This is a genomic window from Methylobacterium sp. GXF4 (assembly GCF_000272495.1).
In the GTDB taxonomy this organism is placed as follows: domain Bacteria; phylum Pseudomonadota; class Alphaproteobacteria; order Rhizobiales; family Beijerinckiaceae; genus Methylobacterium; species Methylobacterium brachiatum.
In genome coordinates this window covers 154,511-169,985 of record NZ_AKFK01000051.1, presented here as the reverse complement: position 1 = coordinate 169,985, position 15,475 = coordinate 154,511, and the positions used below count along the sequence as shown (strand labels likewise).

The 15,475-nt window shown below is 61.2% G+C and carries 13 protein-coding genes, 1 pseudogene and 1 riboswitch; of the genes and pseudogenes, 9 read left to right on the top strand and 5 right to left on the bottom strand.

Annotation, left to right across the window (positions count from 1 at the left end; genetic code table 11):
• The first annotated feature begins 21 nt into the window (after positions 1 to 21).
• Positions 22 to 267 carry a hypothetical protein gene (locus WYO_RS08725; RefSeq protein WP_007561348.1) on the top strand — a complete coding sequence of 82 codons (246 nt, stop codon included), beginning with the start codon at positions 22 to 24 and terminating at the stop codon, positions 265 to 267.
• A gap of 10 nt (positions 268 to 277) precedes the next feature.
• Here WYO_RS08725 and WYO_RS08720 read toward each other — a convergent pair whose 3' ends face one another.
• The 3 genes from WYO_RS08720 to WYO_RS08710 all read right to left on the bottom strand — a co-directional run bounded on the left by WYO_RS08720 (position 278) and on the right by WYO_RS08710 (position 2,687).
• A complete protein-coding gene (locus WYO_RS08720; protein ID WP_007561346.1) occupies positions 278 to 1,345 on the bottom strand; it encodes an acyltransferase family protein in 1,068 nt (355 codons plus the stop codon).
• Between the two features lie 105 nt (positions 1,346 to 1,450).
• Positions 1,451 to 1,825 (bottom strand): hypothetical protein, encoded by a 375-nt coding sequence (locus WYO_RS08715; RefSeq protein ID WP_007561344.1) that lies wholly within the window; start codon positions 1,823 to 1,825, stop codon positions 1,451 to 1,453.
• Between the two features lie 22 nt (positions 1,826 to 1,847).
• Positions 1,848 to 2,687: an alpha/beta hydrolase gene (locus WYO_RS08710; RefSeq protein ID WP_007561342.1), complete on the bottom strand. Its 840-nt coding sequence runs from the start codon at positions 2,685 to 2,687 to the stop codon at positions 1,848 to 1,850.
• A gap of 197 nt (positions 2,688 to 2,884) precedes the next feature.
• Positions 2,885 to 2,990, top strand: a riboswitch (TPP riboswitch).
• Between the two features lie 70 nt (positions 2,991 to 3,060).
• On the opposite strand from WYO_RS08710, the gene thiC reads away from it, so the two are divergent.
• Together thiC and WYO_RS08700 are read left to right on the top strand one after the other, a co-directional pair.
• Positions 3,061 to 4,947 (top strand): phosphomethylpyrimidine synthase ThiC, encoded by a 1,887-nt coding sequence (gene thiC, locus WYO_RS08705; RefSeq protein ID WP_007561340.1) that lies wholly within the window; start codon positions 3,061 to 3,063, stop codon positions 4,945 to 4,947.
• Between the two features lie 186 nt (positions 4,948 to 5,133).
• Positions 5,134 to 5,472, top strand: a complete 339-nt coding sequence (locus tag WYO_RS08700; RefSeq protein WP_007561339.1) for a flagellar protein FlaG — start codon at positions 5,134 to 5,136, stop codon at positions 5,470 to 5,472.
• Positions 5,473 to 5,879: 407 nt separating this feature from the next.
• Here the strand turns inward: WYO_RS08700 and WYO_RS30815 are convergent, their stop codons facing one another.
• Entirely contained in the window at positions 5,880 to 6,218 is a 339-nt protein-coding gene (locus tag WYO_RS30815) for a hypothetical protein (RefSeq protein ID WP_007561337.1), read from the bottom strand.
• Between the two features lie 456 nt (positions 6,219 to 6,674).
• Between WYO_RS30815 and WYO_RS29805 the strand changes: the two genes are divergently transcribed.
• The gene (locus WYO_RS29805) at positions 6,675 to 9,143 is read left to right on the top strand and encodes an N-6 DNA methylase (protein WP_007561335.1); all 2,469 of its coding nucleotides are present in this window, start codon (positions 6,675 to 6,677) and stop codon (positions 9,141 to 9,143) included.
• 474 nt (positions 9,144 to 9,617) lie between these two features.
• Positions 9,618 to 9,860 (top strand): hypothetical protein, encoded by a 243-nt coding sequence (locus WYO_RS08695; protein ID WP_039902543.1) that lies wholly within the window; start codon positions 9,618 to 9,620, stop codon positions 9,858 to 9,860.
• Between the two features lie 6 nt (positions 9,861 to 9,866).
• Here WYO_RS08695 and WYO_RS29800 read toward each other — a convergent pair.
• Positions 9,867 to 10,672: pseudogene (locus tag WYO_RS29800) on the bottom strand (IS5 family transposase).
• 241 nt (positions 10,673 to 10,913) lie between these two features.
• On the opposite strand from WYO_RS29800, the gene WYO_RS08680 reads away from it, so the two are divergent.
• From WYO_RS08680 to WYO_RS30805, 4 genes are all read left to right on the top strand, one after another.
• Entirely contained in the window at positions 10,914 to 11,333 is a 420-nt protein-coding gene (locus WYO_RS08680; protein ID WP_007561329.1) for a response regulator, read from the top strand.
• A gap of 1,039 nt (positions 11,334 to 12,372) precedes the next feature.
• Positions 12,373 to 13,476 (top strand): DUF262 domain-containing protein, encoded by a 1,104-nt coding sequence (locus WYO_RS29795; RefSeq protein ID WP_007561325.1) that lies wholly within the window; start codon positions 12,373 to 12,375, stop codon positions 13,474 to 13,476.
• Positions 13,473 to 14,663: a DUF3696 domain-containing protein gene (locus WYO_RS29790; RefSeq protein WP_007561323.1), complete on the top strand. Its 1,191-nt coding sequence runs from the start codon at positions 13,473 to 13,475 to the stop codon at positions 14,661 to 14,663. Before WYO_RS29795 ends, WYO_RS29790 begins: the two co-directional genes overlap by 4 nt.
• Before the next feature lie 76 nt (positions 14,664 to 14,739).
• Entirely contained in the window at positions 14,740 to 15,405 is a 666-nt protein-coding gene (locus tag WYO_RS30805; protein WP_128754968.1) for a hypothetical protein, read from the top strand.
• The last annotated feature ends 70 nt before the right edge of the window (positions 15,406 to 15,475 follow it).

Below are 15,475 nucleotides of genomic sequence, written 5' to 3'. Positions count from 1 at the left end.
GCGGGCCGGCTGGAGGGTGCGATGACGGAGGATCGCCGCGGGGCATTCCGCAAGAATGCCTTCACGTTCGGCACATTGCTGCTCGCCTGCGGCGAGGTCGGCTGCCTCGTCTGGGACGCGACCGAGACGGGCGCGCAGATCGAGGTCGAGAGCGATCAGGCGGTGCCGGACCGGTTCCCGATCCGCCTCGCCGAGGGCGCAGACCCGCGGCCGGCCGCGGTGGCCTGGCGGCGGAGCCGCCGGATCGGCGTCGCCTTCGAGGGCTGACCTCCGCCGCTCAGGTCGTCGCCAAGGTCGAGCGCGGCCGGGGCCGGCTCGCCAGCCGAAACAGCTTCGGGCGCACGAACAGCAGGTTGAGCGGCGTATCGCGCACCAGCCGCTCGAGTGCCAGCGGCAGCAGGAGGGCGGCGGCCATCACGATTAGCCCGGCCAAACCGATATCCGTCACGAGGCCGGTGCGGATTAGGACTTCTCGGGTCGCGGCCATCGGCAGCGAGAAGGCGAGATAGATCACGATTGAGCGTTGGCCGCAGATCCGCAGGGTCTCGGCCAGGACGCCGCCCGCCGGTTCGATCAGCGCAGCCGTGACCACGATCGCCAGCGCGCCGGCCGCACCGAGGGCGAGGCTGACCAGCGGCAGGCTGGCCAGCGTCGGGTAGACCGGGTTGCCCGTCGCCGTCAGGGCGAGCCATCCCTCCAGGCCGGCCCAGGCGGCGAGACCGCAGAGGGCGAGGCCGGCATGCCGGCGGGCATCCTCCGCCAAAGCGAAGATCCGGCCCGCGAACAGGTAGCCCGCCACGAAGTAGACGTAGCGGCCGCAGAACTCCTCGATCAGGGTCGCGTCGCTGCGGAGATCGGCCATCTGCAGGAGGGCGGCCCCGGCCAGCAGGAGAGCCCCCGGGCATCGGCGCAGGGCCTTGGTCACCACCGAGAAGACGGCCAGCAGGTAGACGAACCACAGGCTGGAATACGGTTCGATCAGCGCGTGGGCGAGATGTGCGGCGAACGCCCCGGGCCCGGCTTCGCCGACGAGGCTGCCGTATCGGGCCGCCGACTGGATCACGAGCCAGAGCAGGTAGAAATACGCGAAATGCACCACCCGGCGGTCGGCGAACAGGCGCCAGTCCCGGTCGATCACCCGGCCCAGGAACAGGCCGGACAGGAGGAAGAAGTCCGGAATCCGGAACGGCTTGGCGAAGGCCACGACCGGGTGGAGGAACCCCTCGCCCCCCATCGCCAGGCCGGTGCCGATGACGGAATGCATCATCACCACCAGGAGGATGCAGATCCCCTTGGCGACATCGACCCAGGCCAGCCGGCCATCCGCGTCCCCTGCCCCGCCCATCACGCCACTCCGAGACCGAGGCGAGCGTGCACCGAGAAGGTTGACGGGGATGCGTGAGCTGGGCCGTAACCTCAGGATGTGCTGAGCGCCAGGTAAACAGCGCGCTCAGTCCCGGCGCCGGCCGGCACGGCGGTCCCGGGTCATGCGCGTGGCGGCGTAGAAATCGTCGGGCTTGCCGCGGATCCAGACCAGGAAGCGCGCGATCTCGGGATCGGCCCGCAGCGCGTCCACGTCGGCGAGGCGCTTGGCGATCTCGGCCTCGCTGTAGCGGGCATGGATCGCCGAATGGCAGATCTGATGCAGGCGGACCGTGCCCTGGTGGGTGCCGCCCTTCAGCTTCGGGGTGAGGTGATGCAGGCTGGAGCGGGCGCGCGGCGGGATCGATCGGCCGCAGAGCGGGCAGACCGGGTCCGCCCGGGGGACGGCGCCGGGCATCTCCGGATCGTCGGCGTTCCAGCGCCGGGAGCGGCGTCCGACCAAGCGATCCCTCCTCTCAACCCGATCACGGCACGGCGCCGTCCGCAGGACAACAGGCCGCTCCGACGCGACCGCGAAACGCCGACTCGGCCTCGCGATCCCGCACGCCGAAGATCGAGACGTGATCGCCCGGGACCAGCGCGAACCGCGCCCGCGGCCCCGCGGCCTCGGCCAAAGCCCGCGCGAGCTTGGCCGGCACCACAGGGTCGTCGGTGCCCTGGACGATCAGGATCGGCTCGATCCCGCCGCGGATGCGCAGGTCCGAGCGGTAGGTGTCGCGCAGGAGCCAGGACGGGGCCAGCGGGACATGCAGCCGCACGGCATGGGCGAGCGAGTCGAACGGCGCCTCAAGATAGAGCCCGATCGACGCGATGCGCCCGGCCAGCGCGACCGCCACCGCGGCCCCCAGGGAATGGCCGTGCAGCAGGATCGGCGCCCCCGGGGCCCGCTCCTGCACGGCCGCGATCGCCGCCGCCCCGTCGCGGATCAGCCCGTCCTCGGTCGGCGTCCCGGTCGAGCCGGGATATCCGCGATAGGCGGGTGCCAGCAGGCCCCACCCGGCGGCCCGCCAGGGATCCGCGGCGAAGCGGGCGGCGTGCGGCTCCGGCCGGGACCCGTTGCCGTGGAAGCTGACGATGACCCCGCATCCCGGCCTCGGCGCCCGCCACAGGGCGAAGAGCCGCTCGCCGTCCTCCGTGGTCAGGGTGATCGGCTCGGTCCCGGGCGGGGTGAAGCGGCCGATCGCGTGCTCACCCTTCCAGGCGGCGCCGGGATAGATCAGCCGCCGCTGGAGCACCGCGAGTGCGATGAGCGCGGCCAGATAGATCAGGGCCACGACGGCCAGCAGCAGGAGCAGGATGCGCATCGGCGATGTTCGGCGGCTTCAGGCGGCGAAGGTTATAGCCGCGTTTCACCTGCCCGGGAGGCAAGTCCGATCCGACAGCGCGCGGCCTCACCGCATTGTCGGCGGGTCCGCCGGAGCATTGAGACCGAGTCCCACTGTCCTGTCAGCCTCCGCGCTTGCCGCAGCATTGACAAACCCTTTGCCGGGGCCGAGTCTTGAACCGTTCCGAGGGGGGCCCTGCAGGGGGCTGAGATTGGGCACGCTGCCCTGACCCTTGAACCTGATCCGGCTCATACCGGCGGAGGGACGGGAACCTGCGGCTGCCTGCGTGCGGCCGGATCTCATCTCAGCCATCGCGTGGTCCGGAGCACTCCAACACGAGGAGAGGCCCACGATGAACGCACCCGTTCTTCCCAAGGACGTGAAAGGCAGCCCGGAGACCGTGACCACCGGTCCGGTCACCGGATCGCGCAAGGTCTATGCGAGCCCGGCGGGCCGGTCGGACATCCGCGTCCCCTATCGCGAGATCGTCCTGTCCGATCCGAAAGAGGAGCCGGTGCGGGTCTACGATCCGTCGGGCCCCTACACGGAGACCGATGCGCGCATCGACCTCACCGCCGGCCTGCCCGGCGTGCGCGAGCCCTGGATCGCTGCGCGCGGCTACGCCGCCGTCGAGCCCCGCGCGGTCAAGCCCGAGGATAACGGCTTCGCCGGCGACAAGCTCGTGGCCCCCTGCCCGGCCGAGCGGACGATCCGCAAGGCGGGTCCCGGCCAGATGGTGACGCAGTACGAGTTCGCCCGGGCCGGGATCATCACCGAGGAGATGATCTACGTCGCCCATCGCGAGAATGCCTGCCGCGACGCCATGCTGGCGGGCGCCGAGGCCACGCTCGCCGACGGCCAGAGTTTCGGCGCCTCGGTCCCGCCGTTCATCACCCCCGAATTCGTGCGCGACGAGATCGCCCGCGGCCGGGCGATCATCCCGGCCAACATCAACCACACCGAGCTGGAGCCGATGGCGATCGGCCGGAATTTCCTGGTCAAGATCAACGCGAATATCGGCAACTCGGCCGTCACCTCGTCGGCCGCCGAGGAAGTCGAGAAGCTGGTCTGGTCGATCCGCTGGGGCGCCGACACGGTCATGGACCTGTCCACCGGGCGCAACATCCACAACATCCGCTCGTGGATCATCCGCAACAGCCCGGTGCCGATCGGGACCGTGCCGATCTACCAGGCGCTGGAGAAGGTCGGCGGCGACCCGCTGAAGCTCGACTGGGAGGTGTTCAAGGATACCCTGATCGAGCAGGCCGAGCAGGGCATCGATTACTTCACCATCCATGCCGGCGTGCGACTCGCCCACGTGCCGCTCACCGCCCGCCGGGTCACCGGCATCGTCTCGCGCGGCGGCTCGATCATGGCGCGCTGGTGCCTGGCCGGGCACCGGGAATCGTTCCTGTACGAGCATTTCGACGAGATCTGCGACATCATGCGGGCCTACGATGTCTCGTTCTCGCTGGGCGACGGCCTGCGCCCGGGCTCGATCGCCGACGCCAACGACGCCGCGCAGTTCGGCGAGCTCGAGACGCTGGGCGAGCTGACCAAGGTCGCCTGGGACAAGGGCTGCCAGGTGATGATCGAGGGCCCCGGCCACGTGCCGATGCACAAGATCAAGGTCAACATGGAGAAGCAGCTGCGGGAATGCGGCGAGGCGCCGTTCTACACCCTCGGCCCGCTGACCACCGACATCGCCCCCGGCTACGACCACATCACCTCGGGCATCGGCGCCGCGATGATCGGCTGGTTCGGTACCGCGATGCTCTGCTACGTCACCCCGAAGGAGCATCTCGGGCTCCCGGACCGGGACGACGTGAAGACCGGCGTGATTACCTACAAGATCGCCGCCCACGCCGCCGACCTCGCCAAGGGCCACCCGGCCGCCCAGCTGCGCGACGACGCGCTCAGCCGCGCCCGGTTCGACTTCCGCTGGGAGGACCAGTTCAACCTGGGCCTCGATCCGGATACGGCCCGCCGCTACCACGACGAGACCCTGCCCAAGGACGCCCACAAGGTCGCGCATTTCTGCTCGATGTGCGGCCCGAAATTCTGCTCGATGAAGATTACGCAGGATCTCCGCGCCGAGGTGCTGGCGATGGAGGAGGCCGGCGAGGTGGTGGGCGCGTCGCCGATAATGTCCAAGGCCGAGGCCGAAGCCGGCATGCGGGCGAAGTCGCAGGAGTTCCTGGCCGAGGGCGGCAAGCTCTACGTCGACGCCGCCGAGTGAGGGCCGGGCACGCCTCGCCCGTTCAGGGCGGGGCGTGCCGGTCAATTTATCCTGATCCGGTAACCCGATCTTCATCGCGAGTCCGGACCGGCAGCGCCCATCCCGCCCGGCGGGGGGCGGTGTTAACGAACGCTTAGGCGCCAGATCCGCTGAATCCCCCGATCACAGGATCGTAGGAGATCAGCCATGGATATCCGTCCGCTCAGTGCGACGACGCCGGGGCCGCAGGGTCTCGACGCCCTCGCGGCATCCGCGGCCTCGGCCGTCACGCAGCAGAACACGCCGGCGCAGGACGCGACCACCCCGCTCGAACCCGCGGTGAAGCTCGACATCGCCCCGGCCGGCGACAAGGCGCGCTACATCCAGGATCCGGACACCAGTTCGATCGTGTTCCAGGTGGTCGATCCGAATTCCGGCACCGTGATCGACCAACTCCCGAGCGAGACGGCGTTGCGCAACCGCGCCTACGACGCCGCGCGCGAAGCGCGCGAGGCCCAGCCCGGAAAACTGTCCCGCGTCGCCTGACCCGATCCCGGCTCCGCACGTCACGTCGCGGAGGCCACGGGCCGCCGATCCTGTCGAAACCGCAAAACCCCGTTTGACGCCATCGCCGCGGGGCTGCTAGATCGGTCCCGTACACGGGCGCGCGGAGCCCCGACGGCGCTGCGGCCTCGTCGGTGCCGAGAACACCGCACCGATCGTGTCGCGGGCGTAGTTCAGTGGTAGAACGTCAGCTTCCCAAGCTGGCCCGAAAGTGCCCGCGGGCTCGAATTTCCTTAGCAATCTGAATAGCTTAGCGTTCGATCCCGCGTTTTTCGGACCGTTCAGCTTCCTCTACAAAATTATTGATCTTTTTCAACGCGTTACGAAGCATTCCGGCGCTTCGTACGAACCACTCCGGTTGTTCCGTGGCACACGAATGGCACACGGTTTTAAAGTTTGCTGCGCCGTTGCGGGTTAAGGCACTTTTGGTCGATCTTCGCGTATCGAGCCCTGTCGGCTGCCTTCCGCGCCTTGTCTTTCTCGATCCAGGTTTGAAGGCTGCTCGGCTTCGACGGCGGAGCGTCCCGAGATACGCCGGACATGCGGTCGATCGCATAATCAATTGCGACCTTGTCCCATCGTCGGGTGCCCTTCATCGCGCGAGGTAACTTGCCGGTCTTCACCCATTGATCGAAGCCCTTCTCCGTCAATGCGCAGTAGGCGGCGGCGTCTGCCTTCGACAGGACGCGGGGAAGGTGTTTCGGGGCGGGATCGTCAGGGGCGGCCATACCACTGACGATAGTTTGTTTGGCGAGGCCATGGAAAGCCGTCCTGACCTGACCCCCGAACCGGGCCTCCCCTCGTCAAGCATCGCGCGGGCGGCCACGGCGCCCTAGAAACCACGGATGGCCTATCTCCTTCATCCGCCCCGGCGTTCGCCCCGTGCGACCACAGTTAGCCCTCCATCGGTAAGCGGGCGCTGAAGCGACTTCGCCCCGGACCATGGGGCAGAAGGCCACGCCTCCCGCTATCCGCCGTTCGTAAGGTCTCCCGGCCCGTCCCCGGATACCCCTAACCAACCTCGGCGCTCGGCTTCCAGAGTGCAATCGGGCGGTCCGGCGAGGTAGCGGCGTAGAAGCCTCAGCCGTTCTTAATCGCCCGCGAAGGCGCCTCAGCCCTCTCCTTACCGAGCCGCGGGATCTAAGAATGGCTTCACGAGGCCTAAAATCGAGCAAGGGTTCACTGTGGCGACAGCGAGCGAAACCGAAACCGTCATCAAAAAAATCATCCCGTACCTGACGCGACGCGGGTTCGACGTACAGACGGATTTCACTTTCGAGTACCCAACCAGCGGATCGGCGAGGGCGAACCTCGGTTTCATCGATATTCTTGTCCGCCATTCGGGGAAAATCGCTTTCCTCGTGGAGGCGAAACGCATCGCGAAGACCCTTTCCCAAAAAGACCGTGATCAAGCCGTCGCCTACGGCGCGGACGTGAAAGCTCCTTTTGTCGTCCTGACGAATGGCACTCAGTTCGAGAGCTACAATTCCACGTCCGGGAAGCGCATCCGCTGGAACGGCAAGCTAAGCGATAAGATTCCTAGCAAGAAAGAACTTCCGGACGCCCTGAAGGCGCTTCGAAAAGACCCGACACTTACCGAGGTGCCGTTAGCGAAAGACTCGTCGCTGCCGTTCAGGCCCGGCCTGCCCCTGAAACAGCTTAACGCCCTTTTTGCCCGCTGCCACAACACCATTCGGAAGATCGAGCGGAACGAAGATCACGCGTTTACCGACTTCGCAAAGCTGCTTTTTCTTAAGCTGCTCGAAGAAAAAGCGGACAGCGAAGGCACTACCCTTACTTACACGTATCGCTTTCACGAATTAGCCGAAAAACCTGACGCCGAGGCTGACCAAGTGAAGACGGCGGCGGTCTCGATGCTCGACGACGTAAAGAAAAAGACCCCATACGGAGACGTTATTCGAGAGGACTTTTATCTAAAGAATGCCAAGACTTTTCAGAAGATCGTTCAAGAGCTTGCCGCCGTATCGTTCCGCGACAGCCGTGCTGATACGAAGGGCGCGGCCTTTGAGTACTTCGTTCGAGCGACCCTCAAAGGCAAAAAACTCGGGCAGTATTTTACCCCTCGGGCGCTAGTCGACCTTATGCAGGGCATGGTCGGACGGGAGAAGGTGATCAATACTCTAGCCTTGACCGGCGACATGCGTGTTGTTGATCCGGCTTGCGGGACGGGCGGCTTCCTCGTTGCGTTCATGTTGAACGCGGTTGAACAGGCCGACGATATGCTCGGCGACGGCAAAATAAACGCCAGCCGTCGAGACGTCCTTGTCAACAAAATGAAGCAGAACGTCTTTTTTGGGGCGGACGCTCACGAAGGCGTAGCTTCATCCGCGAAAATGAACATGATTATAGCGGGCGACGGGCATTCGAATATTCGATACAAAGACACGCTTGCTTCGACCTCGAAGATTTGGAGTATAACAAGCCCTGATATTGATCTGATCATCACGAACCCGCCTTTCGGAACTTCTGAAACAGAAGCGATGGCCGCCGATGATCTAGGCCATTTCCCGGTAAAGGGGGCGAAAGGTCAAATTCTATTTCTTCAGAAAATGATCCAGGCTGTTAAACCGGGTGGCGAGATTTGCACTGTCATCGACGAAGGGCTGCTGAACACTGAACAGGCGGCCGCGCTTCGCGGATATATCATGGAACATATGGTGATAAAGAGTATCGTGAGACTGCCCGACGTCACGTTCAAGCCGAACAAGATCAACGTAAAGTCATCAGTGCTTCATATGACGAAGCGGGACGCTCCCGTGCCCGACCTGGATGACGAATATCCGGTTTTCTTCCTCGACGTTCAGACTATAGGATATCAAGGATCGGGAGAGCCTATCCGCAACCTTGATTTTAAGAGTATCGTCGACGAGATCTCGAAAGAATATCATGGCAAGTCTCGACAGAAGATAGGGGCCGCTAAGCAGACATCGCAGTGGCGATGGTTCACTCGGTCTGCCGTTGAGCTCGCCAAAGACCCTACTAAGCGCTTCGACTTGAAGTACTGGGATGCCAAAATAACAACGCAACTCGACAAACTTCTTGAAGACGGGGCGGAAAGCATAGAAACTATAAATACATTAAAGACTAAGCGCGGGAAAAGTCCTAGTTCTAGTCTGTATGTCGATGATGTGGATGGTCATGCTCTTGTTATAAAGGCGGGTACTAACATCAGCAAGCACGGCTTGGTCTTGGAAGATGGTGATTATATAGAGAAGAGCGTGTACGACGACATGAAGTCGGTTCACGTGCAGGATGGCGACGTTCTTCTATCGTCGACTGGAGACGGTACTCTCGGAAAATGCGCCGTGTATCGGGGCGATAAGCCCGCGATATTTGACGGTCATGTGACGCTCATTCGCGTGAATCAGAACAAGGTTCATCCCGAGTACCTGTGCGACTATCTTCGTGCGGGATTCGGCGCGGCACAAATTGCTCGCCTTTTCACAGGCTCGACGGGTCTGATCGAGCTACCGCCTGACTTGGTCGACCGGATTCTTGTGAAGCTTCCGACTCTTACCGTGCAGGTGAAGCGTTCGAACCAGTTACGAGCCGCGGATGCAACTTACTCTTCATCGCTAGGCGCCGCTCAGGCCTTGCTTGCGGTCGCGACCGAGACATTTCGAACGGTGTAGATCGGAACCCTATCGGAGGGTGCGGACAGCCGCTTCGAGGGAGGCCTGTGAGCCGCCGCCAGCGCCGAGGGGGACAATCCCCGCCGTCGCCGCCCGAGCCCGCCTCAGGCGGCTTTAATTGACGGCTAAACGTATTGGGCACGGTCGTGGCCGTCGGCCGTGCCGCGCGACTACCGGCCCCGCGCGACCCGCGCGGCTTCGAGGATCACGCGCGCGGCCGTCTCACCCGGGTCGGTGCTCGGTTTTCGAGCCGGCGCAGGGGGCGCGGCACGGAGCGAAGGAAGAATCGGCTCGATCCGGTTACCCTGCCGAGCCATCTCATACAGGAGGTTCATCCCCGTCGCTTTCGGCGGCGTCGTGGGCTTGGGGGCATCGCAACTGGCGCCTGCCGGGTCGGGATCGTCGGCGAGAGGACGGGGGGGGCTTGGGTGCGGCAGAGGCCGGCTTAGGCTTGGCGGCGGCCTTCTGAGCCACGTGCTGGGCCTCGATCTCCGCGAGAAGGTCGCTTCGCACAATCGCCCGCAGCGCGTCAACGCTCACGGGCGGCGGGAGCCCGGCCCTGGCGCGGTCGTCACACGCCGCTTGAAGCCGGCGCTCGACTTCGATCCGCATCTCATCCTCAATCTTTTTTCGTTCCTCAAATTCGAGCTTGCCGACACGCCGACGGTGCTTAGAGCGCCGGGCGTGCCGTTAAACGGGCAGCAACGCCGCGACTAAGAGCGCCTAACAGAACCGCCTGATTTGGTTGAGGGTGATGAGGCTGGCCGCGAGTTTGGTAAAGGCTTCGTAGATGTCGGCGCGTCGCTCGTAGCGGACGGGCAGGCGCCGGAAGCGGCTGAACCAGGCGTGGGTTCGCTCGACGACCCAGCGGTGCCGCCCGAGCTTCTCGCTGCTGTCGATCCCGCGCCGAGCGATGCGGGGTACGATCCCCCGGGCGCGGCACTCCTGGCGACGGGCGCAGGCGTCGTAGGCCTTGTCGGCATGAAGCTTGTGGGGACGGCGGCGTGGGCGACCGCGCCGGCCGTTTCGCACGGGCGGGATCGCATCGAGGGTCGGGGCCATCATTACGCTGTCGTGGCGGTTGGCCCCCGTGAAGGTCAGGCCGAGGGGCGTGCCGCGGGCATCGACGACGAGGTGGCGCTTGGTCCCCGGTTTGCCCCGATCCGTCGGGTTCGGGCCGGTGGCAGAACCCCCTTTTTCGCCGGTACAGACGCGCTGTCCAAGCTGGCCCGGCTCCAGTCGAGCTGACCGGCCGCGTGAAGTCACCCCAGCAGCACGTGATGCAGGCGCGTCCAGACACCCGCCGCCTGCCAGTCGCGCAGGCGGCGCCAGCACGTCATGCCCGAGCCGCAGCCCATCTCGGCCGGCAGCATCTCCAACGGCAGTCCGGAGCGCAGCACGAACAGGATACCGGTCAGGGCCGCTCGGTTCTCGATGGGCCGTCGCCCGCCCTTCGGACGCGGCCGGGGCGGCGGAAGCAGCGGGGCGATCTCGCTCCGAAGACCGTCGGGAAGAATAGCGCGGGCCATGCCGCACCAACGCACATCGACGCTCACGGTGCCGTTCTGTTAGGCGTTCTAAGCTTCGCGCGGCCAATGCGGCTTGCCGCCGATCCGGCTGGAAAACGCTGGGCGGCGAGCCACTGGCCGCGATGCTTGAGAACCGGTCCGAGATGATCCGGGTCGTAGTGGACAGCACTCCGATGGCTCAGCCTACAACTACGAGTGCGCTCGGGTCGAACCTTTCCCGCGAGCTGAAACTTACCCCAGAATGAACCAGCCCGCTGATCAGTCGACGCCTTACACCCTGGTGGTGGACGGCGACGGTGTCATCCGGATGGGAGCGGTGGACATTTTGCAGGAGGCGGGGTTCCGCACCTTCGAAGCCATCGACGGAGACAAAGCTCTGATCCTGCTGAACGAGCATCAGCGAGATATCGTATTGCTGTTCACAGGGCTGAAGTTGCCCGGCCTACGCAACGGGTTCGAAATCGCCCACGAGGTGGCCGGCCGTTGGCCTCACATCTCCATCGTGGTCGCGTCCGGCGACATCCGCCCTGAGCCCGGAGAACTGTCGGACGGAGCCCGCTTCATTCCCAAGCTGTTCTCGGCTGAGATGGTCCGGGCACACCTTCAAGAGATCCTGCCGGACGGGCAAAAGCCCGAGCCGCTCCGCGCTCGCAGTCTGTAGCTCACTAACCTGCCGTCCCGTACCGCGAACCTCCAGACCGGCAGCCACCAGGTCTGACCCGGCTTCGTCCGGTAGCCGCTGAACCGGTCGAATACGATCCGGTTGAGCTCGACGCCGACCACCGGGTTGCCGTTCACCATCAGCGCCCTGGCATGTTTCACGCGCAGGAAGCCGTGCTGCAGATGGCCGCCGAACAGCTGTTCGCCTATCCAACCGAGCCACTGCGCGCGGCACGAGCGTCCCCTCTCAACTCAACTTTGGCCATTCATGCGGCGTGACATAGCGCCTCGGCTGAGGTGCGGACAACCGGAATCAGGGTTTTGTTCGGTCGCGTCGGAGCGGTTATGTTGCCAAAATCCGCTCGCACCAGATCGCACAGCGCACGGCTGCCAGAGAGGCGGCTCAGGTTGGGCACGGATTGGTGTACCACGCGGCTGCCGCGGCGTGCCCCCGTTGGCGAGCTAAGAGGCGTGCGGCCAGCAGTGTGATGATCGACAACAGGGCGAGTAGGCGGGGCGTGGCGCGGGCGATCGCCGTGTCGGACCCAATGCCGCTGCGTCTTCACCCCAAGATGGGCGCGCGTTTCCTGAAAGGTGACCTCGATGGTCCAGCCCCGTACCACCCTAAGATCCGCGCGGGCTCGCGCGTCGGATTAGAGCAGAGCCTGAGACGGGTAGCGCGCCTTAAGACCGCGGATGAGAACCGGGCGGATGGGTACGATGGGCAAACCTCCGTGCCGCCACACCGCAGTGTCCGAGGCGATCTCGATCGTGCGCTCGCCTGCCTCGTACCAGCCGCGCACCACGACCGCATGCCAGTGCGCGTACTTTCCAGCGAGGATCGCAGCCTGTGCGGGCAGCCGCTCGCCTTTGCTCCGCGGACGTCCGATCGTGCCAGTTGGACCGAACCTGACACGAGTGATCGACAAAAAATGCGCGATTGAAACCGATCAAACCTCGGATCACTACACCGAAGCGGGGCATAGATGTTATAGGCAGCTGTATGATGGGAAATATATGACCAGCGGCAGAGTAACAGAATGAGCGACGACGAATCAATCGAAGGCTTGGACGAAGCCCACTCTTCAGGTTGGGCGGATTACCCGCTCGACAGCGTCTTCGTCCGAAAAGAAGAAAGATCGGTAAGCGAGGTGGTGAAAAGGATCAAAAACAATCGCTATCAACTTAACCCCGATTTTCAGCGTGATTTTGTCTGGAGTATCGAGAAGCAGTCGAAATTGATCGAATCGTGTTTGATGCGAATCCCCTTGCCGGTTTTTTACGTAGCTGAAGCCGTCGATGGAACTGTAATAGTCGTCGATGGTTTGCAGCGGCTCACGACGCTATTGAGATATTCCGAAAATAGCTTCGCACTGCGCGGGTTGAACACCGATGGCTCGAGTGGCAGCGGGAACACGTTGGATGGAAAGCGTTTTAAGGATCTGCCGTTGAAGCTTCAGGAACGAATTGAAGACACTCAGTTAGTTTTCTACATCCTGGATTCGCGAGCTCCCGAGCGAGCGAAATTAGATATTTTCGACCGAGTTAATAGCGGCGTTCCATTGAGTCGTCAGCAAATGCGGAATAGCTTATATAGTGGGACCGCTACGCAGTTACTGAAGAAACTGGCGCAGTTAGATTTATTCAGAGACGCAACCGGAGAATCTTTAGATCCGAAATCTATGCGCGATCGAGAAGCCTTAAATCGGTTTTGCGCTTTCAAATTGCTCGGATATGAAACGTACCGCGGCGACATGGATGGTTTTCTAAGTAAATCTCTCGAAGAAATGAATACGATGAGCTCCAGAAGTTTGAATGAGCTCGCAAAAAGCCTCGAAAATTCGATGAGACATAATATCGATCTTTTTGGGTCGCATTGTTTTCGGAAATCTCTACGTGAAGATGCTCCGAACGCCAAAAGAACCATATTAAACATTGCTTTGTTTGATGTAATGTCAGTGTATTTCAGCGATATTGAAGGTAGCTTTGGCAGAAGGCAGGCGAATAAGGTAAAGAAACTAGTCATCGATCTTTTGAACGACGATGACTTTAATTTGGCAATAACGTATTCAACGAATAGCACGAACGCGATTACAACCCGATTCCAAATGTTTTCTGAGACAATTGATGGCGCAATGCAATGATATCCGGGCTTAGTCTTGTAAATTTTAAATGCCACAACAATCTTTCGATTGATCTTCCGGCGCTGACGTTACTCAGCGGCTTCAATGCCGGGGGTAAAACATCATCGATGCAAGGACTATTGTTGGTCTCACAGAAGCTTCGCGAAGATCCGGACGGCGCGAAGTTATCATTGTCGGGACGCTTGGTGCAGCTTGGCTCGTTCAGCGATTTGCTAGGAGATTTGGAATTAGAGCGGCCAAAATTTCAGATTGGTGCCCATACCAAAGACATCAAGATTGAGTGGGTGCTAACCCAAGACGAGGACAACGAAAATTCGAGAGCTGTCATCTCCGAAATCAGAAAAACAACTGGCAATGTTACGGTCTCACACAAAATCCGACCTAGTTCAGCTAAGGGGTTAATGCCGGCGAGAATCAGCAATGAGGCTGCAAGCAACCTAATCAAGGATATCCGTGAGCTTAGTGTCATAGGCGCACTTCGATCTTCTGGCCGCGAGCTTTACCCTACTCCAAAAGTTTCTGAGCCGCTGCGCGGATGGGTTGGCATAGCTGGTGAACTGGCACCCTGGTGGTTCGCCAAGTTGCTAGACGATGACATAGATCCTGAGCGAATGTGTTCGAACGATCCAGCCAAGACACTTCGTAGGCAAGTCAACGCTTGGGGCCAAAGCTTGTTCGGCGGGTTCGAAGCAAACGCGGCGATCATCGCCAATAGCGATTTTGTACAGCTAGAATTTCGAACAAGCGAGCGCGAGGTATATAGGCGACCGGAGAACGTCGGTTACGGTCTAAGCTATGCTTTCCCGATTATAGTGGCCTGTTTGATAGCCAGAAAAGGCCAAACGATTTATATTGATAGTCCAGAGGCGCACCTGCATCCAGCGGCGCAGTCCATGATGGGCCAATTTTTAGCAGTAACCGCAGCCGCTGGCGTGCAAGTTATAATCGAAACTCATAGTGATCATGTTCTCAATGGCGTTAGGCTTTCGATCAAGAAGGGCATACTTCCAAGCGACAGTGCTGCTGTTTATTTCTTTGATCGGAATGCATTGTCCTCCACAAACCAATTGTACGAGGAGAGAAGGGGCGTGAACCCGGTTAAGACGATTATCGATCCCCGTGGTCGCTTAAAACATTGGCCGACAGGCTTTTTCGACCAGATCGAAACGGATTTGGCGCAGTTATAGAATGCCGCATCAACTATTTTTGAATCACTTATCTGTCGCGCACGCCTTTCACAGCCTGGACGATTTTGAGTCCGCGTTGGAAGTTTTCCTGGAATGCCTGAATTACGTCGGTCCGGCTTCAAGAGCCGGCGCTTTCGAGATCGTATACGACGAGGTAATTGAACAAAGTGCCTGCATCAGTGACGGGACAGTTTTTAGCTCCGCGATTAACAAGATCAAAGATAAAGACTTAAGGCAAAGATGGTATTTATATACCCGTAACCTGGCAAAGCTCTCCTCTGAAGATAGGGTGCCCGTGCAGCTAATGAAGTTCGGCGACAAAACAGCCAGGGTGCCGGCTGAAATTTCTTCTGAGGTTGTAGTTTTTTTTCCGAAGTGGCTGAGTTTCGGAGGCGTTAAGTTGTTCAAGAGTAAAGATTTAATGCTGGTGGAAAGTGTAATGCAGAGCGAGTGTCCGATATATAATGTAATCGACGTAGAAAATTTTATCGGTATGTGGCCTCAGTTTGAGGCGTCACCCAAGCACAAGAAAATCGGTTACACGATGAACGGAGTCTATATCTCCCCGATGTCGCTCAGCGATAACGACGCTCAAGCTGCCCTGCTGCTGTCAATTGACTACCAGGGAGAGCGATTTGTGCGATTCAAGAGCGTGATCTATAGATTTTTAAGGACTCATATGGATAGAGATATCTATCATGGCTTCGAGATCAAGAGTACAGAATGCCCTATATCTGTATAAAATTGCATTTTGAGAGAATGACTTGAGGAGTTATCCATTTGATTTTAGTGTAAGCGTTCTCCGATTAGCA